This window comes from Noviherbaspirillum sp., assembly GCF_035254685.1.
Taxonomy (GTDB): domain Bacteria; phylum Pseudomonadota; class Gammaproteobacteria; order Burkholderiales; family Burkholderiaceae_D; genus Noviherbaspirillum.
In genome coordinates this window covers 1-19,095 of record NZ_DATFAI010000012.1, presented here as the reverse complement: position 1 = coordinate 19,095, position 19,095 = coordinate 1, and the positions used below count along the sequence as shown (strand labels likewise).

Annotated in this window: 14 protein-coding genes and 1 tRNA gene; 5 read left to right on the top strand and 10 right to left on the bottom strand. The window is 58.7% G+C overall.

Annotated features, from left to right (window positions below; genetic code table 11):
- From VJ698_RS24580 to VJ698_RS03440, 4 genes are all read right to left on the bottom strand, one after another.
- Positions 1 to 279: methyl-accepting chemotaxis protein (locus tag VJ698_RS24580; RefSeq protein WP_414691097.1), on the bottom strand; the 279-nt coding region annotated here is incomplete at its 3' end.
- Positions 280 to 1,187: 908 nt separating this feature from the next.
- Entirely contained in the window at positions 1,188 to 1,829 is a 642-nt protein-coding gene (locus VJ698_RS03450; RefSeq protein WP_324101284.1) for a response regulator transcription factor, read from the bottom strand.
- Positions 1,822 to 4,656 (bottom strand): PAS domain S-box protein, encoded by a 2,835-nt coding sequence (locus VJ698_RS03445; RefSeq protein ID WP_324101283.1) that lies wholly within the window; start codon positions 4,654 to 4,656, stop codon positions 1,822 to 1,824. The genes VJ698_RS03450 and VJ698_RS03445 overlap by 8 nt, the downstream gene beginning before the upstream one ends.
- Complete coding sequence (locus tag VJ698_RS03440) at positions 4,653 to 5,852, bottom strand: cytochrome P450 (protein ID WP_324101282.1); 1,200 nt, start codon at positions 5,850 to 5,852, stop codon at positions 4,653 to 4,655. Before VJ698_RS03440 ends, VJ698_RS03445 begins: the two co-directional genes overlap by 4 nt.
- A 274-nt stretch (positions 5,853 to 6,126) precedes the next feature.
- Between VJ698_RS03440 and VJ698_RS03435 the strand changes: the two genes are divergently transcribed.
- The 4 genes from VJ698_RS03435 (at position 6,127) to VJ698_RS03420 (ending at position 12,973) form a co-directional block, all read left to right on the top strand.
- A complete protein-coding gene (locus VJ698_RS03435) occupies positions 6,127 to 6,570 on the top strand; it encodes a hypothetical protein (RefSeq protein ID WP_324101281.1) in 444 nt (147 codons plus the stop codon).
- 204 nt (positions 6,571 to 6,774) lie between these two features.
- Complete coding sequence (locus VJ698_RS03430) at positions 6,775 to 8,496, top strand: autotransporter assembly complex family protein (protein ID WP_324101286.1); 1,722 nt, start codon at positions 6,775 to 6,777, stop codon at positions 8,494 to 8,496.
- Positions 8,497 to 8,499: 3 nt separating this feature from the next.
- Positions 8,500 to 12,453 carry a translocation/assembly module TamB domain-containing protein gene (locus VJ698_RS03425; RefSeq protein WP_324101280.1) on the top strand — a complete coding sequence of 1,318 codons (3,954 nt, stop codon included), beginning with the start codon at positions 8,500 to 8,502 and terminating at the stop codon, positions 12,451 to 12,453.
- 79 nt (positions 12,454 to 12,532) lie between these two features.
- A complete protein-coding gene (locus VJ698_RS03420; protein ID WP_324101279.1) occupies positions 12,533 to 12,973 on the top strand; it encodes a ProQ/FinO family protein in 441 nt (146 codons plus the stop codon).
- Between the two features lie 353 nt (positions 12,974 to 13,326).
- On the opposite strand, the gene VJ698_RS03415 is transcribed toward VJ698_RS03420, so the two are convergent.
- Positions 13,327 to 13,575, bottom strand: coding sequence for a helix-turn-helix transcriptional regulator (locus tag VJ698_RS03415; protein ID WP_324101278.1), 249 nt, complete (start codon positions 13,573 to 13,575; stop codon positions 13,327 to 13,329).
- Positions 13,576 to 13,690: 115 nt separating this feature from the next.
- On the opposite strand from VJ698_RS03415, the gene VJ698_RS03410 reads away from it, so the two are divergent.
- Positions 13,691 to 14,491: a hypothetical protein gene (locus tag VJ698_RS03410; RefSeq protein WP_324101277.1), complete on the top strand. Its 801-nt coding sequence runs from the start codon at positions 13,691 to 13,693 to the stop codon at positions 14,489 to 14,491.
- A gap of 382 nt (positions 14,492 to 14,873) precedes the next feature.
- On the opposite strand, the gene VJ698_RS03405 is transcribed toward VJ698_RS03410, so the two are convergent.
- The 5 genes from VJ698_RS03405 to dnaQ all read right to left on the bottom strand — a co-directional run bounded on the left by VJ698_RS03405 (position 14,874) and on the right by dnaQ (position 18,987).
- Positions 14,874 to 16,250 carry a hypothetical protein gene (locus tag VJ698_RS03405; protein WP_324101276.1) on the bottom strand — a complete coding sequence of 459 codons (1,377 nt, stop codon included), beginning with the start codon at positions 16,248 to 16,250 and terminating at the stop codon, positions 14,874 to 14,876.
- Positions 16,247 to 16,750 carry an HNH endonuclease signature motif containing protein gene (locus VJ698_RS03400; RefSeq protein WP_324101275.1) on the bottom strand — a complete coding sequence of 168 codons (504 nt, stop codon included), beginning with the start codon at positions 16,748 to 16,750 and terminating at the stop codon, positions 16,247 to 16,249. The genes VJ698_RS03405 and VJ698_RS03400 overlap by 4 nt, the downstream gene beginning before the upstream one ends.
- 268 nt (positions 16,751 to 17,018) lie before the next feature.
- Positions 17,019 to 18,038, bottom strand: a complete 1,020-nt coding sequence (locus VJ698_RS03395) for a site-specific integrase (RefSeq protein WP_324101274.1) — start codon at positions 18,036 to 18,038, stop codon at positions 17,019 to 17,021.
- A 95-nt stretch (positions 18,039 to 18,133) separates the two neighbouring features.
- Positions 18,134 to 18,208: transfer RNA gene (locus tag VJ698_RS03390), tRNA-Val, on the bottom strand.
- Positions 18,209 to 18,246: 38 nt separating this feature from the next.
- A complete protein-coding gene (gene dnaQ / locus VJ698_RS03385; protein ID WP_324101273.1) occupies positions 18,247 to 18,987 on the bottom strand; it encodes a DNA polymerase III subunit epsilon in 741 nt (246 codons plus the stop codon).
- Between the last annotated feature and the right edge of the window lie 108 nt (positions 18,988 to 19,095).

The window sequence follows — 19,095 nt, the reverse complement described above, 5'->3', positions numbered from 1 at the left end:
CATCGATTCCTGCGCGACCTGGCAGGCGCCGAGGATGGCATCGCTGATGACCTGGACCTTTTCGGCGATGCGCTTGCCGGTGTCGCCCGAGAGCGTCGACAGGTTCCGCACTTCCTTGGCGACCACCGCAAAGCCGCGCCCTGTCTCGCCTGCGCGCGCCGCTTCGATGGCGGCGTTCAGCGCGAGCAGGTTGGTCTGCGCGGCGATGGTCTTGACGTCGTCCGCCATCGCCTTCAGTTCGTCGACAAACTGTTCGAGGCAGCGCACCTTGTCCAGCATGGCGGCCTTGCTGCTCATGGCTGATTTCAACGAAGACACCACGGAACCGAGCTCGGCTTCGCTGCTGGCAAACACCGCGACGAGGCCGTTGTCGTGGCTGTTGATCGATGCATCGGTCGCACCGCTCGCGACGCGCACCGTCTGCTCCAGCCGGTCGACAATGCCCGAGAAGCGCCCGGTGAGCGCGCTCACCGCGCTTTCCATCTGCGCCATGGAGGAGCCGATCTGGCCGGCCCAGACCGGGGCAATCGAAGCGCCGAATGCGTCGCGGCTGGAAAAATAGGCTTGCAGCGCGTCGCGGTGGATCCGCTCATCCAGGACGGCGCGCCATGCGAGGAATGCCCCGGCTGCGACCAGGGCTGCGGCAAGCACCGCATTCACCCAGCTCCAGCCCGCCTGCACAAGAACGGCAATGCCTCCGGCAGGCCCCAGCAGGGCACAGCCGATGGGCAGCGCTCTGCCGGCCCTGAAACGATTCGTCAACGTGCCTCCCTTTTTTCATCTGCGGCGACAGCCCATGTCAAAATCTGTAACGATTTCCTTACCGTGCGCGCATGATTTTTTTACATCATTGGAGGCGCATGCATGGGGCCGGCGTAGATGAAAAATGTAACGAACCAAGTCCTATCATTGCCATCAACAAACAATGATGTGATTGTCAAGATTGCGTAGACACTTGATCGTAGTGGAACCACTACAGACAGACTTGCTGGCACAAGACAGATGAAAGGCACTGTGAAATACAGTCACACCGGAAGCACCGTCTGATGCGCCTCAGGCTCCAGGAACAGGTCGCCGCCCGCACGCCCTGCGCCGCGTCGAGGCACCGACATCAAGGAAATTTTTCGTAGTCTTCGTTGGACGTGCCGAGCGCTTTTCGCGGACAACAATTTCTGCGTGCCGGGCCACTACAGCCTCAAGCCGTGCTCGATCGCATAGCGTGTGAGATCGCTGTTGGACTTGGCTTGCAGCTTGCCCATGATGCGGGCGCGGTAGGTGGTGACGGTGTTGGGACTAAGATGCAGCATGGCGGCGATCCGGACGAGACTTTCGCCGGCGGCGATCAGTTTCAGCACTTCGAGTTCGCGGTCGGACAAGGTCTCGTGCGGGAAGGCGCTATTCCCGCCGATCAGGCTCGCAAGCTTCTCGGCCAGTTTTGCGCTGATGTATTTTCCGCCCGCCGCCGCCTTGCGGATCGCCTCGATCAGGATCGAATCCTGGCTGTTCTTGGTGAGGTAGCCGGCCGCCCCCAGCTTGAGCGCGCGTACTGCGTAGACCTCCTCGTCGTACATGCTGAGCACAAGGACGGGAAGCTTGGGTTGCGATTCGCGGATCAGGCGCAGCAGATCCAGGCCATTCTTTCCAGGCATCGCGATGTCGATCAGGGCAACATCGAATTCCTGCTCCTTCAGTTTGGCGAGCGCGTCGGTGGTCGATTCGGCGCAGGCTGCGACCTGGATGTCATCCGTAGCATTCAGGATCAGTTGCAGCCCCTTGCGCACCATCGCGTGGTCATCGACCAGCAGGACCTGGATTGCCTTGTCAGCCATGCGACTCCTCCAGGGGAAGCGTCAGCACCGCCGTGGTTCCGCGGTTCGTGCTCCGCGTGAGCTTCAATTCGCCGCCGCAATAGCGGGCCCGTTCATACATGCCCATGATTCCCCAGGAATGTTCACCAAAGATTTGCACCGGATCGATGCCCTTGCCATCGTCCGCGACGGTAATTCTAACGTGATCGTTCATGCGTATGGCCTCGACCTCGATCATCGATGCCTCGGCATGCCGCACTACGTTGACCATCAGTTCCTGCACGATGCGGAACGCCTCGATGCGCGCCTCATCGTTCAGGGTCCGTTCGTCGAGATAGGGATCGATCATGACCTGGCAGCGCAGGTGCGAGCGTTCCGCGATCTGTTCGGCGTACGATTCGATAGCTGCCCATACGCCGAGCTGGTCCAGCACGCTGGGGCGCAGTTCGACGATGATGTCGCGTACCGATTCCAGCGCCTGTTCAGCCATCGTCATCGCCTCGGCGACCAGCTGATGCCTGGATAGATCAGGAGAGATCTCCTCTTTCAACGCCACCGACAGATGCGATCGTATGCTGTGCAGCAAGCCACCGAGATTGTCGTGAATCTCGCGAGCGATGCGGACCCGCTCTTCTTCCTTCACGTCGCGATGGCGTGCCAGCAGTTGCCGCAGCTGTTCCGTCAAATGCAGCAGGTCCGCCTCGATCTGTTTCTGGCGTGTGATATCGGTCTGGATGATGAAATATTCCGTATGCCTGCCGTTGGCATCCCTGAACGGCACCGTCGTGCTTTCCACCCAATAGAACGAACCGTCCCTGGCCATCATTCGGACCGCCTCCTTGCGGACCCGGCCACCTGCCAGCGTGGGTGCGGCATGCCTGGCAGGGAGTCGGGAAGACTGGTTCTGGCTGATGGTGCGATAGTTCCTCCCAAGCAGTTCCTCGCGGGGATACTGTGTGATGGCGCAGTACTTGTCGTTCACGAAGCGTATGTTTTCCGCCTCGTCGACGATAACCACAATCGCATGCTCGTTGATCGCGCGCTCAAGGTTCCTGATGCGGGCTACTGACATGCCCAGCGCCATCTGCGCCTGGAGCTTCGGCCGGATGTCGCGTACGAAACAGAATATTGCGCCGCCCTCGCCGTGGCTGTAACTCAGTTCGACGTCGATCAGCAGGCCAGACTTCGAGCGCCACACACTTTCAAAACGGCCGCGCCGATCTTCATCGAAGCGCCTGTGCATCGATCCCGGCTGGTCGTTGGCCGAAAGCGCATCCACATCCGCCACGGCCATATTGCATAGCTCCTCCACCTTGTAGCCGGTCAGCTTTGCCAGAGCGGAATTCGCCTCCAGGAATCTGCCTTCCGGGCTGAGCACGGCATAACCGTCGATCGTGGTATCGATGGCGGTGAGGTAGCGCCGCGACGCACTTTCAACCTGGCTCAAGTCATGGACATGAGCGGAAATGATCGTGCCGTCGGGCCCATCTAGGTAGGTGAGATTGATTTCGCATTTGAACAGCTCGCCGTTCTTGCGGCGTGCCTGGCTGCTGCTCCCGGCGTGCCGGTTGACCGGATATACGACGTACTGCTCGACATGCTGCGCGTGGAGCAAACGGCTGCGTTCCGGGATCAGGATGCCCAGGTCCTGGCCAACCAGCTCGCCCGGCGCATAGCCGAATATCTGGTGCGCGCGCGAATTGGCGAGGATGATCCTGGAGCGGGTATCCATCACCAGGATACCGTCCGACGATGTCTCGAACAGGCTGTGATAACGCGCTTCGGCCTGGAGCCGTACGTCCAGCATCTGGTTGAATCCGTGCGCGAGCTCGACCAGTTCGGTCGGCCCCGCCGCCGGGATCCGGCGCGACAGGTCGCCCTTCGCGACGAGGCCGACCGCCCAGGCCATGTTCTCGATCTGGAGTGAGAACCTGCGTCCAATGACCAGGGCCAGCATGATGCTGAGGCCGGCCAGCGTGGTCACGATCGTCAACTGACGGTACGCATTGCGCTGTTCGTCCTGCGTGACATAGCGGAGCGGACGTATGCCGTACATGCGGAACCCGGTGTTGCCGAGCTGACTGACCGCGACGAGTCGTTGATCCTCCCCGGTTCCGATTACGCGCGCACCAGCTTTCGCATCATCGGATGTCATCCGCAGGGCCAGGGTGTCGGAGAACTGTTTTCCCAGTATTCCGGCGTCGTTTCGGCTATCGATAACCACCCTTCCATGCTGGTCGGTCATCGTCAAGGCCAGTCCCTCCGGCAAGGCCAGCCAGCGCGGCAGCAAGGGCTGGTAACTGAGGTCAAGGCTGTAGCCGATGAAACCAATGATCCGGCCCGCGTCGTCGCGGATCGGCTGGTTCAGGCCCAGCACCCATTTGCCGGTGAGCGGACCGCGATGCGGCGCACTGATCGAAAATCCGCCGGACTTGCTCAGCTCCGCAAACCATTCCTGTACATGGAGCGAGACCGGCCGCGCGCTGCTGATCGGTGTCGCGGAGCAGACGACAACACCTTGTGCGTTCATGGCCACGACATTGGCGTAGCGGGGGAACAGTTCCTTGATTTCACCCAGAACCGGCGAGCAGCGCTTCGGGTCGAGTGCGCGGATGTCGGGCCTTTGCGCCAGCTTTTGCAGGACTTCGCGCGATTCGTTGAGCGTTCGCTCGAAAGCGACCGCCTCGGTTGCCGTGTACCTGCTCAGCTGGAAGGCCGACCGGGCAATCGCCTGCTCGTGCCTCTTCTCGACCGACCAGGCGATCAGCCCGATCATGGGCAGGCTGAGCAGCACCATGAGAAGAACCATGGCGCCACGGACCGAGAGGCGGTCGATGGAAAACTTCATCCGCCTGATGCTGCGGCGTTGCACTCCACCCCGGCACGATCGATCCACAGCGGCAGCGAGGCAAAGCCACCGGCGGGATAAACCGCGTTCACCGGTTCCTTGCCCGGTACCGTGGTGATGCGGCGCACGCGACACAGGAACTCCTCGACAAGGACGCGCAGTTCAAGCCGAGCCAGGGGCGCACCCGGGCACACGTGGATGCCTGCGCCATACAGCAGGTTCTTCGATGGATCGCGGTCGAGACGGAATGCATCAGGATCGCCGAAGACAGATTCATCGCGGTTGGCTGATGCCCACAACAGCGTGATGCGCTCCCCTGCATCGAGCTTGCGCCCGCCGATGTCCACCGGCTGCGTAGTGATGCGCCGGTTCGATATCAGCGGCGCATGGAGGCGCAGGATTTCGTCGATCGCCGCCGGCAGCAGCGAAGTGTCTTCGCGCAATTGCTGCTGCAGCGCCGGGTGGCTGGCAAGGTAATGCGCGAGGATGCCGACGCTGGCCGAGATGGTGCTCAGTTCCCCAACCGTCCAGTTGCGCAGGATGCTGACGATTTCCTCGTCGTTCAGCAAGCGCTCGCCCACGCGCTCGCGCAAAAGGCTGGTCGTCAGGTCGGCGGGTGCGCTTGCCCCTGCCGTGCAGCGCACCGCCAGCAGTTCGCGGATATAGCCGTCGAACTCGAAGGCCACCTCTTCCATCGCCTCGCGATCACGCGCGAGCGTCGCTTCATGGTTCTTGCGCGTCCAGCGCCGCAGCGGCTCATGCAGATCGGACGGCCAGCCGAGGTAGGCGGACTGGACCTGCAATGCATAATCCTCTGCAAGCGCGGACATGAGCTCCGTTTCGCCGCTCTCCGGCAGGCCGTCCACGAGCTGTGCGGCGATGGCGCGGCAGGCCGGCTCGAATTCACGCATCCGCTCCGCATTGAAGTAGGGCTCGATGATGCGCCGGTACAGCGTGTGCTGGGGAGGATCCATGCCGTTGGGAACGGATGGATGGCTGGATACGGCACTGCTGAATGTCTGATGATCGAGCAGCGCACGCATCACGTCTTCATGGCGAAACAGCGACCAGTTCAGGTATTCGCTGTGCGCCACCGGACAGCGGTGCCGCATGTCGTCGTAGGCTGCGATCTGGTCCTTGAGTACGGCTTCGGACCGCGGGTCCCAATCGGGATTCGGATTTGGCTTCTTGTCCATGATTCCTGGTCAACGTGGCCGGCACGGCGGTTGCGGACACATTTATTGGTGAGTATTTCTGACACTCAAATTGTACTGGACGGAAATCGCCCCTGAGGCACAGATTGCAGAGTGCCCCGTATGACAACATGGGCATTGATGTCCTGCCGGCACTTCCGCCTGTCAGTGCGACAGAGGGCGTCTGTCGCGCGCACGCGCCCGGAGAAGACCGTAGCGCCTCCGGGCATGAATTCTGCTCGCTTGGCATCGTGAATGGAGTTCAAGTGGAGCCGCCATGCGTCCTTGCCATGTACCTGCCGCGCGCCCTGACCATGCCAAGGCGTGCGTGCTCTTCGCTCTCGTCCTCCTCGGCTTTCCCCTCTCTACCCTGGGCAGCAACCTGGCAAGCGGGGCACATGTCCAGGCCAGGAATGAAGCACAACTCGAAATCCTGTATCCGTTCGATGAAATGACCGTGTTCGACGGGGACGGCGACCTGGACGTGCAACTCCTTGCCTCTCCTCCTGTAAAAAATTCTCCCGATGAACGCATCGAGGTCTTCCTGGACGGCCAGCGCGTGCACTATCGGGATGGCAAGGGATTTGTGCTGACGAAACTCGGCCGCGGGCCGCATCGCCTGCGCGCGCGCATCGTGGACGCACATGGCCATGCCGTTCTTCATGCCGACCCGGTGCGTTTTTACTTCTGGCAGGTTTCCGCTCTGGCCCCGCCGCCCTGAATGCTTGCACGCATTCCTGATCACGCTCAGAATGGGGCCGGGCAATTTTTGCTTAAATTGAATCCTGCCCGATCCCTGTTGCATCTTGCGGAACACTTGCCAGAAGGGACATAACAATTGAAAACATTCCGGCATCCCCATTCCCGAGGATTCCGTCCACTCTGCTTGCGCCTTGCCCTTCCGCTGCTCGCCTGCCTGTCGCTCATGCTTCCCGGCCGGGCGGCCATTGCCGCCTATCGGGTCGAACTCGACGCCCCCGCTTCCTTGAAGGACTTGCTTAAGGAGCATCTCGATCTTGTCCGCTACCAGGATCGCGAGGACATCAACGAGGATCAGTTGGACTTCATGCTGGACACCGTCGCCGCGCAGGTCACCCGTCTGGCCTCGACCGAAGGCTATTTCCTGCCGCAGACCACGGCAAAGATCGACCGGAATGCCGCGCCGCCCGTCGTGCACCTGACCGTCGACCCGGGCGCGCGCACGGTGGTGGCGAATGTCGACGTGAAAGTGAGCGGTACCGCCCGCGAGCACAACCCAGCGCAGGCCGAACGCGTGCATCGCAACTGGCAGCTCAAGCCGGGCGAGCCGTTCAGGCAGGAAGACTGGGCCGCCGCCAAGCAGTCCGGACTGCAGATCCTGCAGCGTCTCCGCTATCCCGCCGCGCGCATCGCCGATTCCGACGCGCGCATCTACCCTGACCTGCAGCAGGCCGACCTTGCGATCAACTATGACAGCGGTCCGCTGTTCACCCTCGGCGAGCTCAACATCAGCGGCAACGAGCGCTATCCGGCGAGCATAATCCGCAACGTCAATCCGCTGCACGCCGGCGATGAGTACAGCGCCGACCGCCTGCTGGACCTGCAACGGGCGATACAACAGACGCCCTACTTCAGCAACGCGGTGGTCGATATCGACAAGAATCCCGCACAGGCGAAAGACACGCCGGTGAATGTGCGGGTCACTGAATTCCCGACGCAGCGCGTGCGCACCGGCGTCGGCTACGCGACCGATACCGGCGCGCATCTCGACGGCCGGTATTCGCACTACAACATGTTCGGGCGCGCCTGGGTGCTCGATGCGCAGGCGCGCGTGGAGCAGCGCCGCCAGTTCGGTGCGCTGGACCTCGCCATGCCGCCGGACGGTACTGCCTACGTCAACAGTACCCATGCCTCCATCGAACGCACCACACTCGCGGGCGTGGACCTGCGTAGCCGACGCATCGGCGCGCGCCGCACGCGCAATACCGAGAAGCGCGACTTCGCCTACACGCTCGAATACTACAGCGACCAGTTGCAGCAACTGAGCGGGGCGGCACTGCCGCCGGACACGGTGGTGCTCCCCGGCACGCATCGCGCGCTCGTCACTGGCCTCGCCCTCACACGACGCCAGATCAACAATCCACGCTTCCCGCGCCGCGGCTACATCGCATCGCTGGAGGCCGGCGTCGCCGTGCAAGGCCTGCTCACCGACCAGACATTCTTCCGCGCCTACAGCCAGCTGCGGCAATACAATCCTGTCGGGCGGCGCGACATCGTCATCCTGCGCGGCGAACTGGGTGCAGTGGTCACGAAGGGCGGCAATGCCGCCATCCCCGCGTCGCTGCTGTTTCGCGCCGGTGGCACCGACTCCGTGCGCGGCTACGCATACCAGAGCATCGGCAATGAGAGCAATGGCACGGTCTATCCGACGCGCTATCTCGCCACCGGCGGCGCCGAGTACCAGCACTGGCTCAACGAAAAATGGGGCGGCGCGGTCTTTTACGATGTCGGCACCGCGACCGACCGCTGGAGCGGAAAAAAATTCTTCCATGCGGTCGGCGTCGGCGCGCGCTACCGCAGCCCGATCGGCCCGATCAACGGCGACCTTGCTTACGGCTTCCAGGGCGGCAAGCTGCGCCCCCACCTTTCTCTTGGCATCGTGTTCTAGTCTATGTCCGGCACCTCTTCCACCAGTGATCGCCGCGAACCGCCGCCTGCCACCGGGCGGCTGCGCCGCTGGCTCATCGGCATTGCGCTGACACTGCTGGTGCTGATCGCGCTATGCGCTGCACTTGCATTCAGCGCATGGCAGACCAAATGGGGAGCGCGCGCACTGTGGCAAGTCGCGACACGCGTGATGGCTGGAAAACTGTCCGGCGAGCTGGCGGGCGGAACGCTGGCCGACGGTCTCAGGCTGCGCCAGCTCCAGTATCGCGATGCATCCCGCCAGGTGAAAGTCGACAGCGTGACGGCAACATGGAACTGGTCGCGCTCGCCGCTGGCACTAACCATCGCCAGCCTGCGCATCGGCCAACTCGACCTCACGCTGCTTCCGACACCGCCCAAGCCGCCGTCCCCGCCGAGCAGGCTCACCTTGCCGATGGCGATCGACCTGCGCGATGCATCGCTGCAGAAACTGCTCATCCATCGCGATGGCAGCACGACAGCCATCGGCGATATCCGCCTGCACGCCAGCTCGGACCGCGTCCACCACACCATCGTGCTGGAGCATGCGGGCACGCCGCTCGGCACCGCCAAGGCATCCCTGCGCCTCGCCGGCCTTCCTCCATTTGACACCAGCGGCATGGCATCGCTCGATGGTGCCTGGCAGGACGAACACTATCGCCTCGATGCTCGCCTGTCCGGCTCGCTGCAAGCCCTTGGCGTGCAGGTGCAGGCCGCCGGCGACAGGCTCTCCGGCGACGCACAAATCGAGGCAAGGCCGTTCGAAACGGTACCTCTGCGGCAGGCGCAGGTCAGCGTGAAGAAACTGAATCCGAAGCTCTTCAGCAGCGCTGCCCCACAGGCCGAACTCGACATCGACGCAAGGCTCACGCCATCCGGCACGGATACATCGCAACTTGCACTCACGGGCCCCGTGACAATGCGCAACGGAATGCCCGGCGCCATCGACAAAGGCCTGTTGCCCGTCGTTTCCGCACAGGCGGAGGTGCTGCTCGACGCGCAGCGCCAGCAGCTGCACGGGCTCCTGATACGCCTGCCGGGCGACGCCAGGCTGGAAGGCGGCGGCGAATGGCGTCGTGCAGGCACCGGCAGTTTCAAGCTGCAGGCATCCGGCCTCGACCTGCATGCCATCTACAGCAAACTGCGGCCCTCTGCATTGGACGGCCCGCTGAACCTCGATCTCGCCAAGGGCTCGCAGCACATCACACTGGCGCTCTCCAGTTCGTCCCTGGCGATCAGCGGCGATGCGCAGATCACCGCGCAGCAATTTGCCTTGACCAAGGCGCGCCTGCAGGCGGGAAATGCCCTGCTGGATCTCGACGGCACGCTTGAACGCGCGGGACAACGTGTCTATGCCGCTCACGGCAGCCTCACTAATTTCAACCCCGCGCTGTTCATGGCGCAAGCGATGAACGGCAAGAAGACAAAGAGCAAGATTCCCGACGCTGACATCAACATGGATTTCGATGCGCAAGGCGCGCTGCAACCCGTCCTGGAGGCGCAGATGCGTTTCGACATCCGCGACAGCAGCTATGCCGGCCTGCCGATGACCGGCGGCGGCAATCTGCACCTTGCGGGGAAACGCATCGCCGCGAGCGACATGCAGCTTGCCGTCGCGGGCAACACGCTGCAGCTCAAGGGCAGCTTCGGCAACCCCGGCGAGCGCCTGAAATTCGCCATCGATGCGCCGGCACTGGCACGGCTCGGCTATGGCCTGTCCGGCCTGCTGCAGGCGGACGGAGAGCTCGGCGGAAGCCTCGACCGCCCGGTCGTCGACGCCAGTTACCGGGCCAGCCAGCTGGCATTCGATCCCTACCGCGTCGCGCAACTGTCCGGGCAGATCCACACCAACGGCGTACCGGGCAGGAATCCGGACGCCGGTATCACGCTGTCGCTGGACGCGCATGATGCACAGGCACCCGACATCCGTCTCGCCAGCCTTGCCGCCGCCATCAACGGCAGCTATGCGAGCCACAGCATCAGGCTCGACACGAACGGACAGATGCGCGGCCGACCCGTGCAGTTGAGCGTTTCGGCGCAAGGCCGCCTGCAGGAACAGCCGCAAGGCTACGCGTGGGACGGGAAATTGCGCACGCTCGAGAATCGCGGTTTTCCGCACCTGAGCATGGCCGGACCGCTGGATGTGAGCGCAGGCCCGGGCCGCATCGCTCTCGGCGCAGCGGACTTCACGCTCGAACAGGCGCACATCCGGCTCACCTCCCTGCGCATCGAGGGCGCGCAGATCAGCTCAGAAGGCGCATTTAGCGCGCTCGACATCGCCCACCTGCTTGAACTGCGGCGCGAAATCACCGGCGCCGCGCCACCGGTCAAGACCGACCTTGTCCTTGACGGCCAATGGAAGTTCTCGCTCGCGGAAAGCGCGACCGGTTTCTTCGAGGTTGCGCGGCGCAGCGGCGACGTGCGCATCCTCGGTGGCCCGCGCGAAAGCGCGCTCGGCCTGACGGCGCTGCAGCTGCGCGGCGACCTGCGCGGCAACGCGGTTGACCTCACGATGCAGGCCGCCGCCAGCCGCATCGGCAACGCCAGTGGCAGCGGCCGTATCGGCCTGCAGCCGGTGAACGGGCGAATGATGCCAACACCCGACTCCGCACTATCCGGCCGCATCACCGCGTCGATCCCGCGCCTGCAGAGCATTGCATCGCTGGCCGGGCCGCGTATCGCACTCGGCGGCAGCGTCGAACTTCAACTGAATGCCGATGGAAGCTTGTCCGAACCGCTGCTTTCCGGCGACCTCACCGGCCAGAATCTCGCACTGACGCTCTACGACCAGGGTGTGCGCCTGCATGACGGCAGCGCGCAGATCCGGCTCGACAACAACGTCGTCGACATCCGCGAGCTCGTGCTCCACGGCGGCGATGGCACCGTACGCGCCACCGGCCGCATTCCGCTCGACCAGGACAATCCGGACCTGAACGCCACGATCGTGGCCGACAAGCTGCAGCTGCTCGCCAAACCGTCCGGTCAAATGACCGTTTCCGGGCAGGCCACCATGGCGAACATCAATCGCGAGCTGGAGGTCGGCGGCAAGTTCACGGTCGACCATGCGCGCTTCCAGCTGCCGGAAAAGAGCGCGCCTGTGCTGGATGACGATGTAGTCGTGATCCGCGGCACGCAGCGCGTTGCCGGACCTGTCAACAAATCGCAGGCGGTACCCGCCAGCGAGAAAGCGGCCGGCCCGTTCTCTCCGACCATCAGCGTCGTGCTCGACCTTGGCAACGACTTCCGCTTCGAAGGATCGGGCGCCGCCCTGCTGCTGGCGGGAAGTCTTACCGTTGAAAGCGCGCCAGGCGAAGCGCCGCAAGCCTTCGGCACGGTGCGCATCGTCAGCGGGACTTACGAAGCATTCGGCACCAAGCTGGCGATCGAGCGCGGCGTCATCAATTTCCAGGGACCGTTCGCCAATCCGAACATCAATATCGAAGCCATGCGGCACGAGCAGGACGTCGCCGCCGGCGTGCATGTGACCGGCACGGCGCGCCAGCCGCGCGTGCAACTGGTTTCCGAACCGGACATGCCGGAACAGGAAAAACTGAACTGGCTCGTCTTCGGCCGCAGCGGCGGCTCCACGGATGCCGGCCCGGGCCAGGCGCAGGCGGCAGCCAAGGATGCCGCGCTGGGCCTGGTGAACAAGTTTGGCGGTGCGCGCATCGCGAAAGGTATCGGCCTCGACCAGCTCAGCTTCGGCAGCAGCGAATTCGGCCTGGGTACGCAGCAAGTGGTCAGCCTCGGCAAGGAAATCTCGAGCCGCCTGTTCATCGGCTATGAGCAGAGCCTGGCCGGAGCCGCCGGCGTGCTGAAACTGACCTATGAGCTGTCACGCCACTGGTCAGTCGTGGTGCGCGGCGGCAGCATCGGCGGCCTGGACGTGCTCTACAGCAAGCGCTTCGACAAATTCGGCGAGGTAAGCGAAACGCGATGAGCGCGGTGCCCGTCTCTGCCCGAGGGCGGCCTTCGTGGTATCCTCCCGTTCGACATTATTTGCCAACCGTTCGCTGTCAATGAATACGCCACAACCCTCTACCAGCCCGATCCCGGCCGCCCGCGCCCTCCTGAAGCAGTTGCAGGAACAGTTTCCGGTCCTCGGCGAATTCAAGCCGCTCGCCATCGGCATTGACAAGCAGATCCATGCCCAGGTCCCCGGCATCGACAAGAAGCTCCTGCGCATCGCCCTGAGCATCCAGACAAACTCATTGCGCTATCTGAAGACCATGGAAAAGGCGGAGGCCCGCTTCAACCTGGACGGATCCGCCGCAGGCGCGGTCGACGAAACGCATCGGAAGCACGCGTCCGACACCCTGCGTGAACGCTTCAAGAAGCAGATGGAGCAGAAGAAAGCGCAGGAAGCAGAGAAAAAGGCTAAGGAAGAAGAAGCGCGCGCCGAGCGGCGCCGCGTTGAAAAGCTGCAGCAGTTGGCGGAGAAGTTTTCGCCGCGGCGTTAAGCGATATTGGGGCGCCTCCACGGTCAGGGGCGCCCCGCACCATCAGACGACCGCCCCTGCACCACTGGACTTCGCTGGTTCATCTTGAGCACACAAAATGAAAAGGCCCGCTACTCGCGGGCCTTTCAGCGCTTATCTTTATTTTTACTTCTTTGAATGAATTCGTGGTGGACAGTACTGGGATCGAACCAGTGACCCCCGCCGTGTGAATCTCAGCCACCTACAATCTAAGGCCCGCTACGCGCATATAAAAGGGATGTAATCCGAGTAAAAGTATACCTTAGATACGCAGTCAATTCCGTATCATTTGCGTACTCGCGCCAATTTCCTTTCCCTCTGACATGCTGCTCTAATCATTGCTCAATCTCACCTGAAATGGGCATCAAGAGTTCGTGAATTGGAACATGCAAAGCCAAAGCAATCTGCTCCATATTGTCGATAGTGATATTTCGCCCTTGACGTTCAACGGAACTGATATAGGTACGATGGAGACCCGCAAGCTCTGCTAGTTTCTCCTGCGAGACTCGTTGCTCCTTACGCAGACGCTGCATATTGAGCGAAAAGAGCGTTCTTGCGTCGAGGTATCTCCGATTGGGTTTCATAACACCCAATCATGTTGATTTGCAGACTATACGACTACAGCTTATACGTAACCGTTACGTATAATATTCACTGATGGAGTTTGCACATCGAACCGACCGCGAAAGGGGGAACAAAATGATTGTTTGTACTGGATGCGGGAAAACCTATGAAACGACATCGCCAATCTATTGCCGGGACTGCGGCAAACTTTTAGAAAAAAATTCAGGCTGTCGAGACAAATTCCCTGCGCCAAATTGGACAGATGTCTCACATCCTTCGTCTGACCCGAAGCTTGATATCGCCCCACCATCTGCGCCCATTGAGTCCTCGTTGCAATATCGAACTATTGCTGTTCTTCGGCAGTGGTGGTGCGCCCTCAAAGCTTTAATTACCGTGACCGTCACAGTCGTTGTTTTCTTGTTCGTGCCAGTGTATCTCGCAACAATCCCAAGTATTAGAGGTACCGAACATGGCCCCCTGTTTGCCCTACTGATCTGGTATAGCGGTGCGACATTTGTAGCGCGAAAGCATCGACAGCAAATTATGGATTGGGGCTTTACAGAACGCTCATTTAAGGAACGTCGGCCATTCGAATTCGCCCTACGCTATTCTCCAGTTGTCGTTGTTGCTCTTCTCATTGGATATATGAGCTCAAACATGATCAAAGAAGCCCTAAATCCCTTCGGATATTGGACTGCAATCGCCACCGAACCTAATCCGTGCGCGGTGCCCGATACCATGATTCGAGACGCCCGTGAACAAGCAGTTGTTGCGGCAAATAAGCTGCGATTAGGTATTGGTACAACACGTGAACTTAGAGACGCCAAAGAAGAGCTGAATATGTTGAATTCAATCTTTCAGGACTGCGAGTCTAACCATAGACATTCGGTAAACGAAGCACGATTGAAGCTTAAGGATATCGACTCGTGGAAATGAAATTTCTAAGGGTACCTTCATTACGTACCTCCACTAAGCCTTTCTAGGCTAGATCAGGTATCTTCTATACGAATCGACAAGGGGGGAGGGAAAAACCTCAGGAATGTAAATTGGCATAACTCGGTTTGCTACGATTTTTCCAGATTTTGAACGAGACATTAGCAATCCTTGTTAGTACCTTCCCGCCATTTCAATGACACATTCACCAGAGGAAGTCCGTACCAATTCAGACCCCTATAGTACTTACAAATACCTGTTTTTTTTGGAATTTTTCACATACTCCCTTGCGACCTACATAGGGAATTTAAACTAGCAAAAACGTCATTAGTTATGGAAGGGAGGGGAAGATCCCCCCTCCTCTCCTTTCTTTTTCTAACGTAGATTATTTAGAAGTGAATTTAGGCTTGAATCCAATGACCCTTTGGTAGGTAGTTGACATGACTTCTTGAAGTAATTCTTGATCTGATTCTTTCACAATAAACGAGTCGTGGATGCCAAGAACAGGTTTTCCCCTCGCGACAAACTCCAGAAAAATCGCCTCGGCGACTTGGGAATCCCAGTACTGTAAATTCAGCCCAATTCCTTGAAAAAACAAATCCACGATTCGCACATGAGGCCCTTGCTCGCCAAGATACCGCCGCATTTCTATACCTAATAACCCCTTTTGCTTGAATTCCAAGGGCATTCTTCCCGCACCAGACAATTCATCATTCCGCCACAGATTGTAAAGTGCCTGCAGAGAACTTCTTTCTGAAGTTGCGGCAAGTGCAACGTTCAGTGCTTTTTTGTAAAAATAACGCCACTGTTTTTCCGTCAACGGTCGCCAATTGGTTCCATATGGGTCTTGCGCAATCAGATGACGGTCGCTAACGTTCTCCCACCACCCAATCCCTTTCCTAGCATAAGCAAGACATGCATGCAGGGCGACGTAATCCAGTTCAATGGTCCGCTCACCGTCTATTAAAATATGTGGTCGAAGATCGCGCTTGCAGTTCTGCCAGTTACCGCCATAAAATCGCCCACCAGACTCCCATGAACTGTTACAGAATTTCCGCCAAATAAGGGGCTTATCTTCCCAATCCCGTTCGTCAGCAGGGTTTTCGATGTGATGTTCATGGAGCAATGAAACATAATTTCGTACCACGTCCCGCATTCGAACGGTATCGGCTGTATCGTCATACTCAACTAACCTGCCGCGTGCCTCATTCCGGAGTTCTGCATCTTTCGGCTTGCCTTCTCGGAGAACTATCGGCTCGTAATGGTCCGGTGAACACGCCAGTGGGATTCGCCTCCTTACTGGATTTAACATGGCGATCAGTTTGGGTGTAGCTCTCACACGAGTCCAAGCACTCTTTCCTGAACTACGATCAAAATATCCGGTGTGGAGTTCGATTAGCTCAGCATCATGTAATAACTCAATAGTGCTTCTTAAGCGTCTGTAAGAAACCCGAAGGGTGTTATACCTACCGTTTGCTTTGTAGTCATTTGAATTCAAGCTCACCGCCAGATATTGTTCGGGGTCTTCCTGATATGATCGAACTACATCAGCTATTACGATTTTTAGGTGTCGCCGATTCCGCTTGCTATGTTTCCCCTTCCTTACTATGGAAAATTCCGCATATAGCTTGCGCAAGGTACCTGAGATCGACTGCGCGTCCAGCTTGTATTGAAGGTTGAGTGGCCGCCAATTATCAAGCGCCTCTGCCTTTAACTGTGCTCCTAAAAGTCTCTCTTGCTCCTGTAATGAAAACGCACTCATTTCTGCGCTCCAAGATCATTCGCAGTTGACGCGCCTACACTCTTCCAACGCCTGCCGCAGTCAATGTGATCCGCAGTTGACTTAGATATTCCCGATACTGAGCGGGCCAATTTTGAGCCTTCATGAGGGCCTAAGAAATAACGCGCTGCCTCGCGTAAAGACTTATACTGCCTAACTTGTTCGGCGCTTAGTTTGGCATTAGGGTGACGCTCTCCCTGTGTCTGCCGCTGCTTTCGGTTTCGATCCTCGGCATTATCTCGGTGAGTACCGAGGAAAAGATGATCTGGATTGATACACGCGGGGTTATCGCACTTATGGAGCACCAGCTTCCCATCCGGGATTGGTGTTAAGAAGGCTTCAAATGCGACTCGCGGTGCTCGCCTCATTTTCCCCTGGTACCAGACTCCGCCGTAGCCGTCTTTGTTCTTGTATTTGGCCCAGTTCCAGCATCCGGATTTTTCGTCTACTTCAATTGAATTGACCAACTTCTCTTTGATCACGTTGCTCCTTTCACGAGTTGAAAATAATTTGCCCTTGCCTGTGCAAAAAAGGACATAGAAAACACATTTGAAAAGAAAAAGGCGTCGAGGACCCGATAGGTCTCACGAAACAAAGCCTGATAGTTTTGGAAAGGCTGAATTAGCCTTTGAATGGAGATACAGCAGGTTGGGAACTTCCGAAGGGAAGGGATCGCCTTTTCAGGTTAATTTTCGATCCCTTATGATTATTGTAACACAACCACCTCAGAAAGTCAACAAAGTTCGGCATTTATCCAAGTTTTACCGCCAGATCTTCGGCCTTTAGATGGGTGTACCGCTTAAGCATCTGAAAAGTCTTATGACCTGTGATCGCCGCGACTTCCATCATATTCAGGCCTTTTTCGAAGAGTGAACTAGTTGCCTCGTGTCTCAGGTCGTGAAAATGGAGGTCTTGCACCCCTGCCCTTTCACAAGCACGTGAAAAGGCCCGTTTAAGGGCCTCACGGGTGATTGGAAATACTCGACCATCGATAGACCTTGGCAAGCCGCTCAACCCTTCGATGGCGCTTGTAGAGAGCGGAACGGCTCTCCTTTCACCATTCTTTGTGTCATGGAGAATTGCGACCCGTTTTGAAAGATCAATATCAACCCACCGGAGGGACAGTATTTCTCCCATTCGCATGGCGGTCTCTAGGGCAAATAACACTACTGGCAATACCCACGGGTTATGGCTACCCCCAGCCTTAAACGTTCCATTGGGGCGTCTACAGGAAAGCTTTAGTTCCAGAAGCAATACGTCTTTTTCTTGCGCGGAGAGCCGCCTCTCACGTGGTTTGTTATGTTTAGGTCGCTGAATAAAAGAGACGGGATTATCAACGTGAATCCCCCATTCTTTTCGGGCGATATTCAACGCGTGACTTATCAGATTCAATTCCCTATTCACCGAGCTACCTGAGACCTCCAATAGCCGCCTATCCCGCCAGTCTGCAAGCAGCTTTCCATTAAGAGCTGATACTTTGTAGGCGCAAATTTTCTCATCTCGAAGAAATTTGCTAATGCGAAGAGCCTCACTGTCTGCTGACTTCTTCTTGGGTGTTATTTCGCACTTGTATCGACAAAGCACATCACCAAGAGTTGTTTTCTCTGCCTCGGTTCGGTCAACAAAACAACGTTGATCCATCTCCGATTCGATACGACGTGACCATGCTTCTGCATCCCTGCGGCTGCCAAAGACCTTCGAGACTGTAGGAAAACCCTTGCGCCGGATCTCAGCTTGATACCCTGACTTGCGTTTTGTGATTGCTGCCATGTGCAACTCCGTAAGAATTGCGTAACTGGCAGAATTTGAGGGACATTGGGATGCAGTAAGACTATGCTAAACCAATGAATTGACTGGGAATTCTGTGGTGGACAGTACTGGGATCGAACCAGTGACCCCCGCCGTGTGAAGGCGGTGCTCTACCCCTGAGCTAACTGTCCCGGGAAGCTCGGCATTATCGCACAAACGCTGCGAAGAATCAATTTGCAGGCATAACAGGCTGAGCGCGCCAGGCACAGGTGCCCTTGATATCCTTGTCAAGCCGGTCCAGCAGGGCTTCGTGCTCGGCCAGTTCCTCCGCCGTGGCCTGCAGGACGAGGATCTCGGCCACGGGCGCTCCCAGCGCGATTTCCTCGCTCGTTGCCGCCGTTTCCGGTTCGGCCAGGTCGATGGTCAGGCTGTTCTGGCCGCGGGTCATGGCCAGGTAGACTTCCGCTAGCAACTCGGCGTCCAGCAAGGCGCCGTGCAAGGTGCGGTGCGCATTCGAAATGCCGTAGCGGTCGCACAGTGCGTCCAGGGAGTTGCGCTTGCCGGGGTGCATTTCCTTGGCCTGCACGAGCGTGTCCGTCACCAACTCGACGTGTTCGGCGAAACTCGGGAAGCCGAGGCGCTCGAATTCCGCGTCGAGGAAGGCAAGGTCGAACGGCGCGTTGTGGATGATGATCTCCGCATCGCGCACATAGTCACGCAGTTCGTCGGCGATCTCGGCGAACTTTGGCTTGTCGCTGAGGAATTCGGTGGTCAGTCCGTGCACCGCCAGTGCGCCCTCTTCTGAATCGCGCTCGGGGTTGAAGTAGCTGTGGAAGTTGTTTCCGGTCAGGCGGCGATTGACGATTTCGACGCAGCCGATTTCGATGATGCGATCCCCCGAACGCGGGTTCAGGCCAGTGGTTTCAGTATCAAGAACTACAACCCTGTTAGCATATTTCTGTAAACTCATTTATCCGCCAAAGCTCTGTTTCTCAGAATAACGCCCTTCAAGATAACACAGAGCCTGAACTTTTCGAAACAAGAATGTTGCAAAGAATGTAAACGTCATTTACTCTTC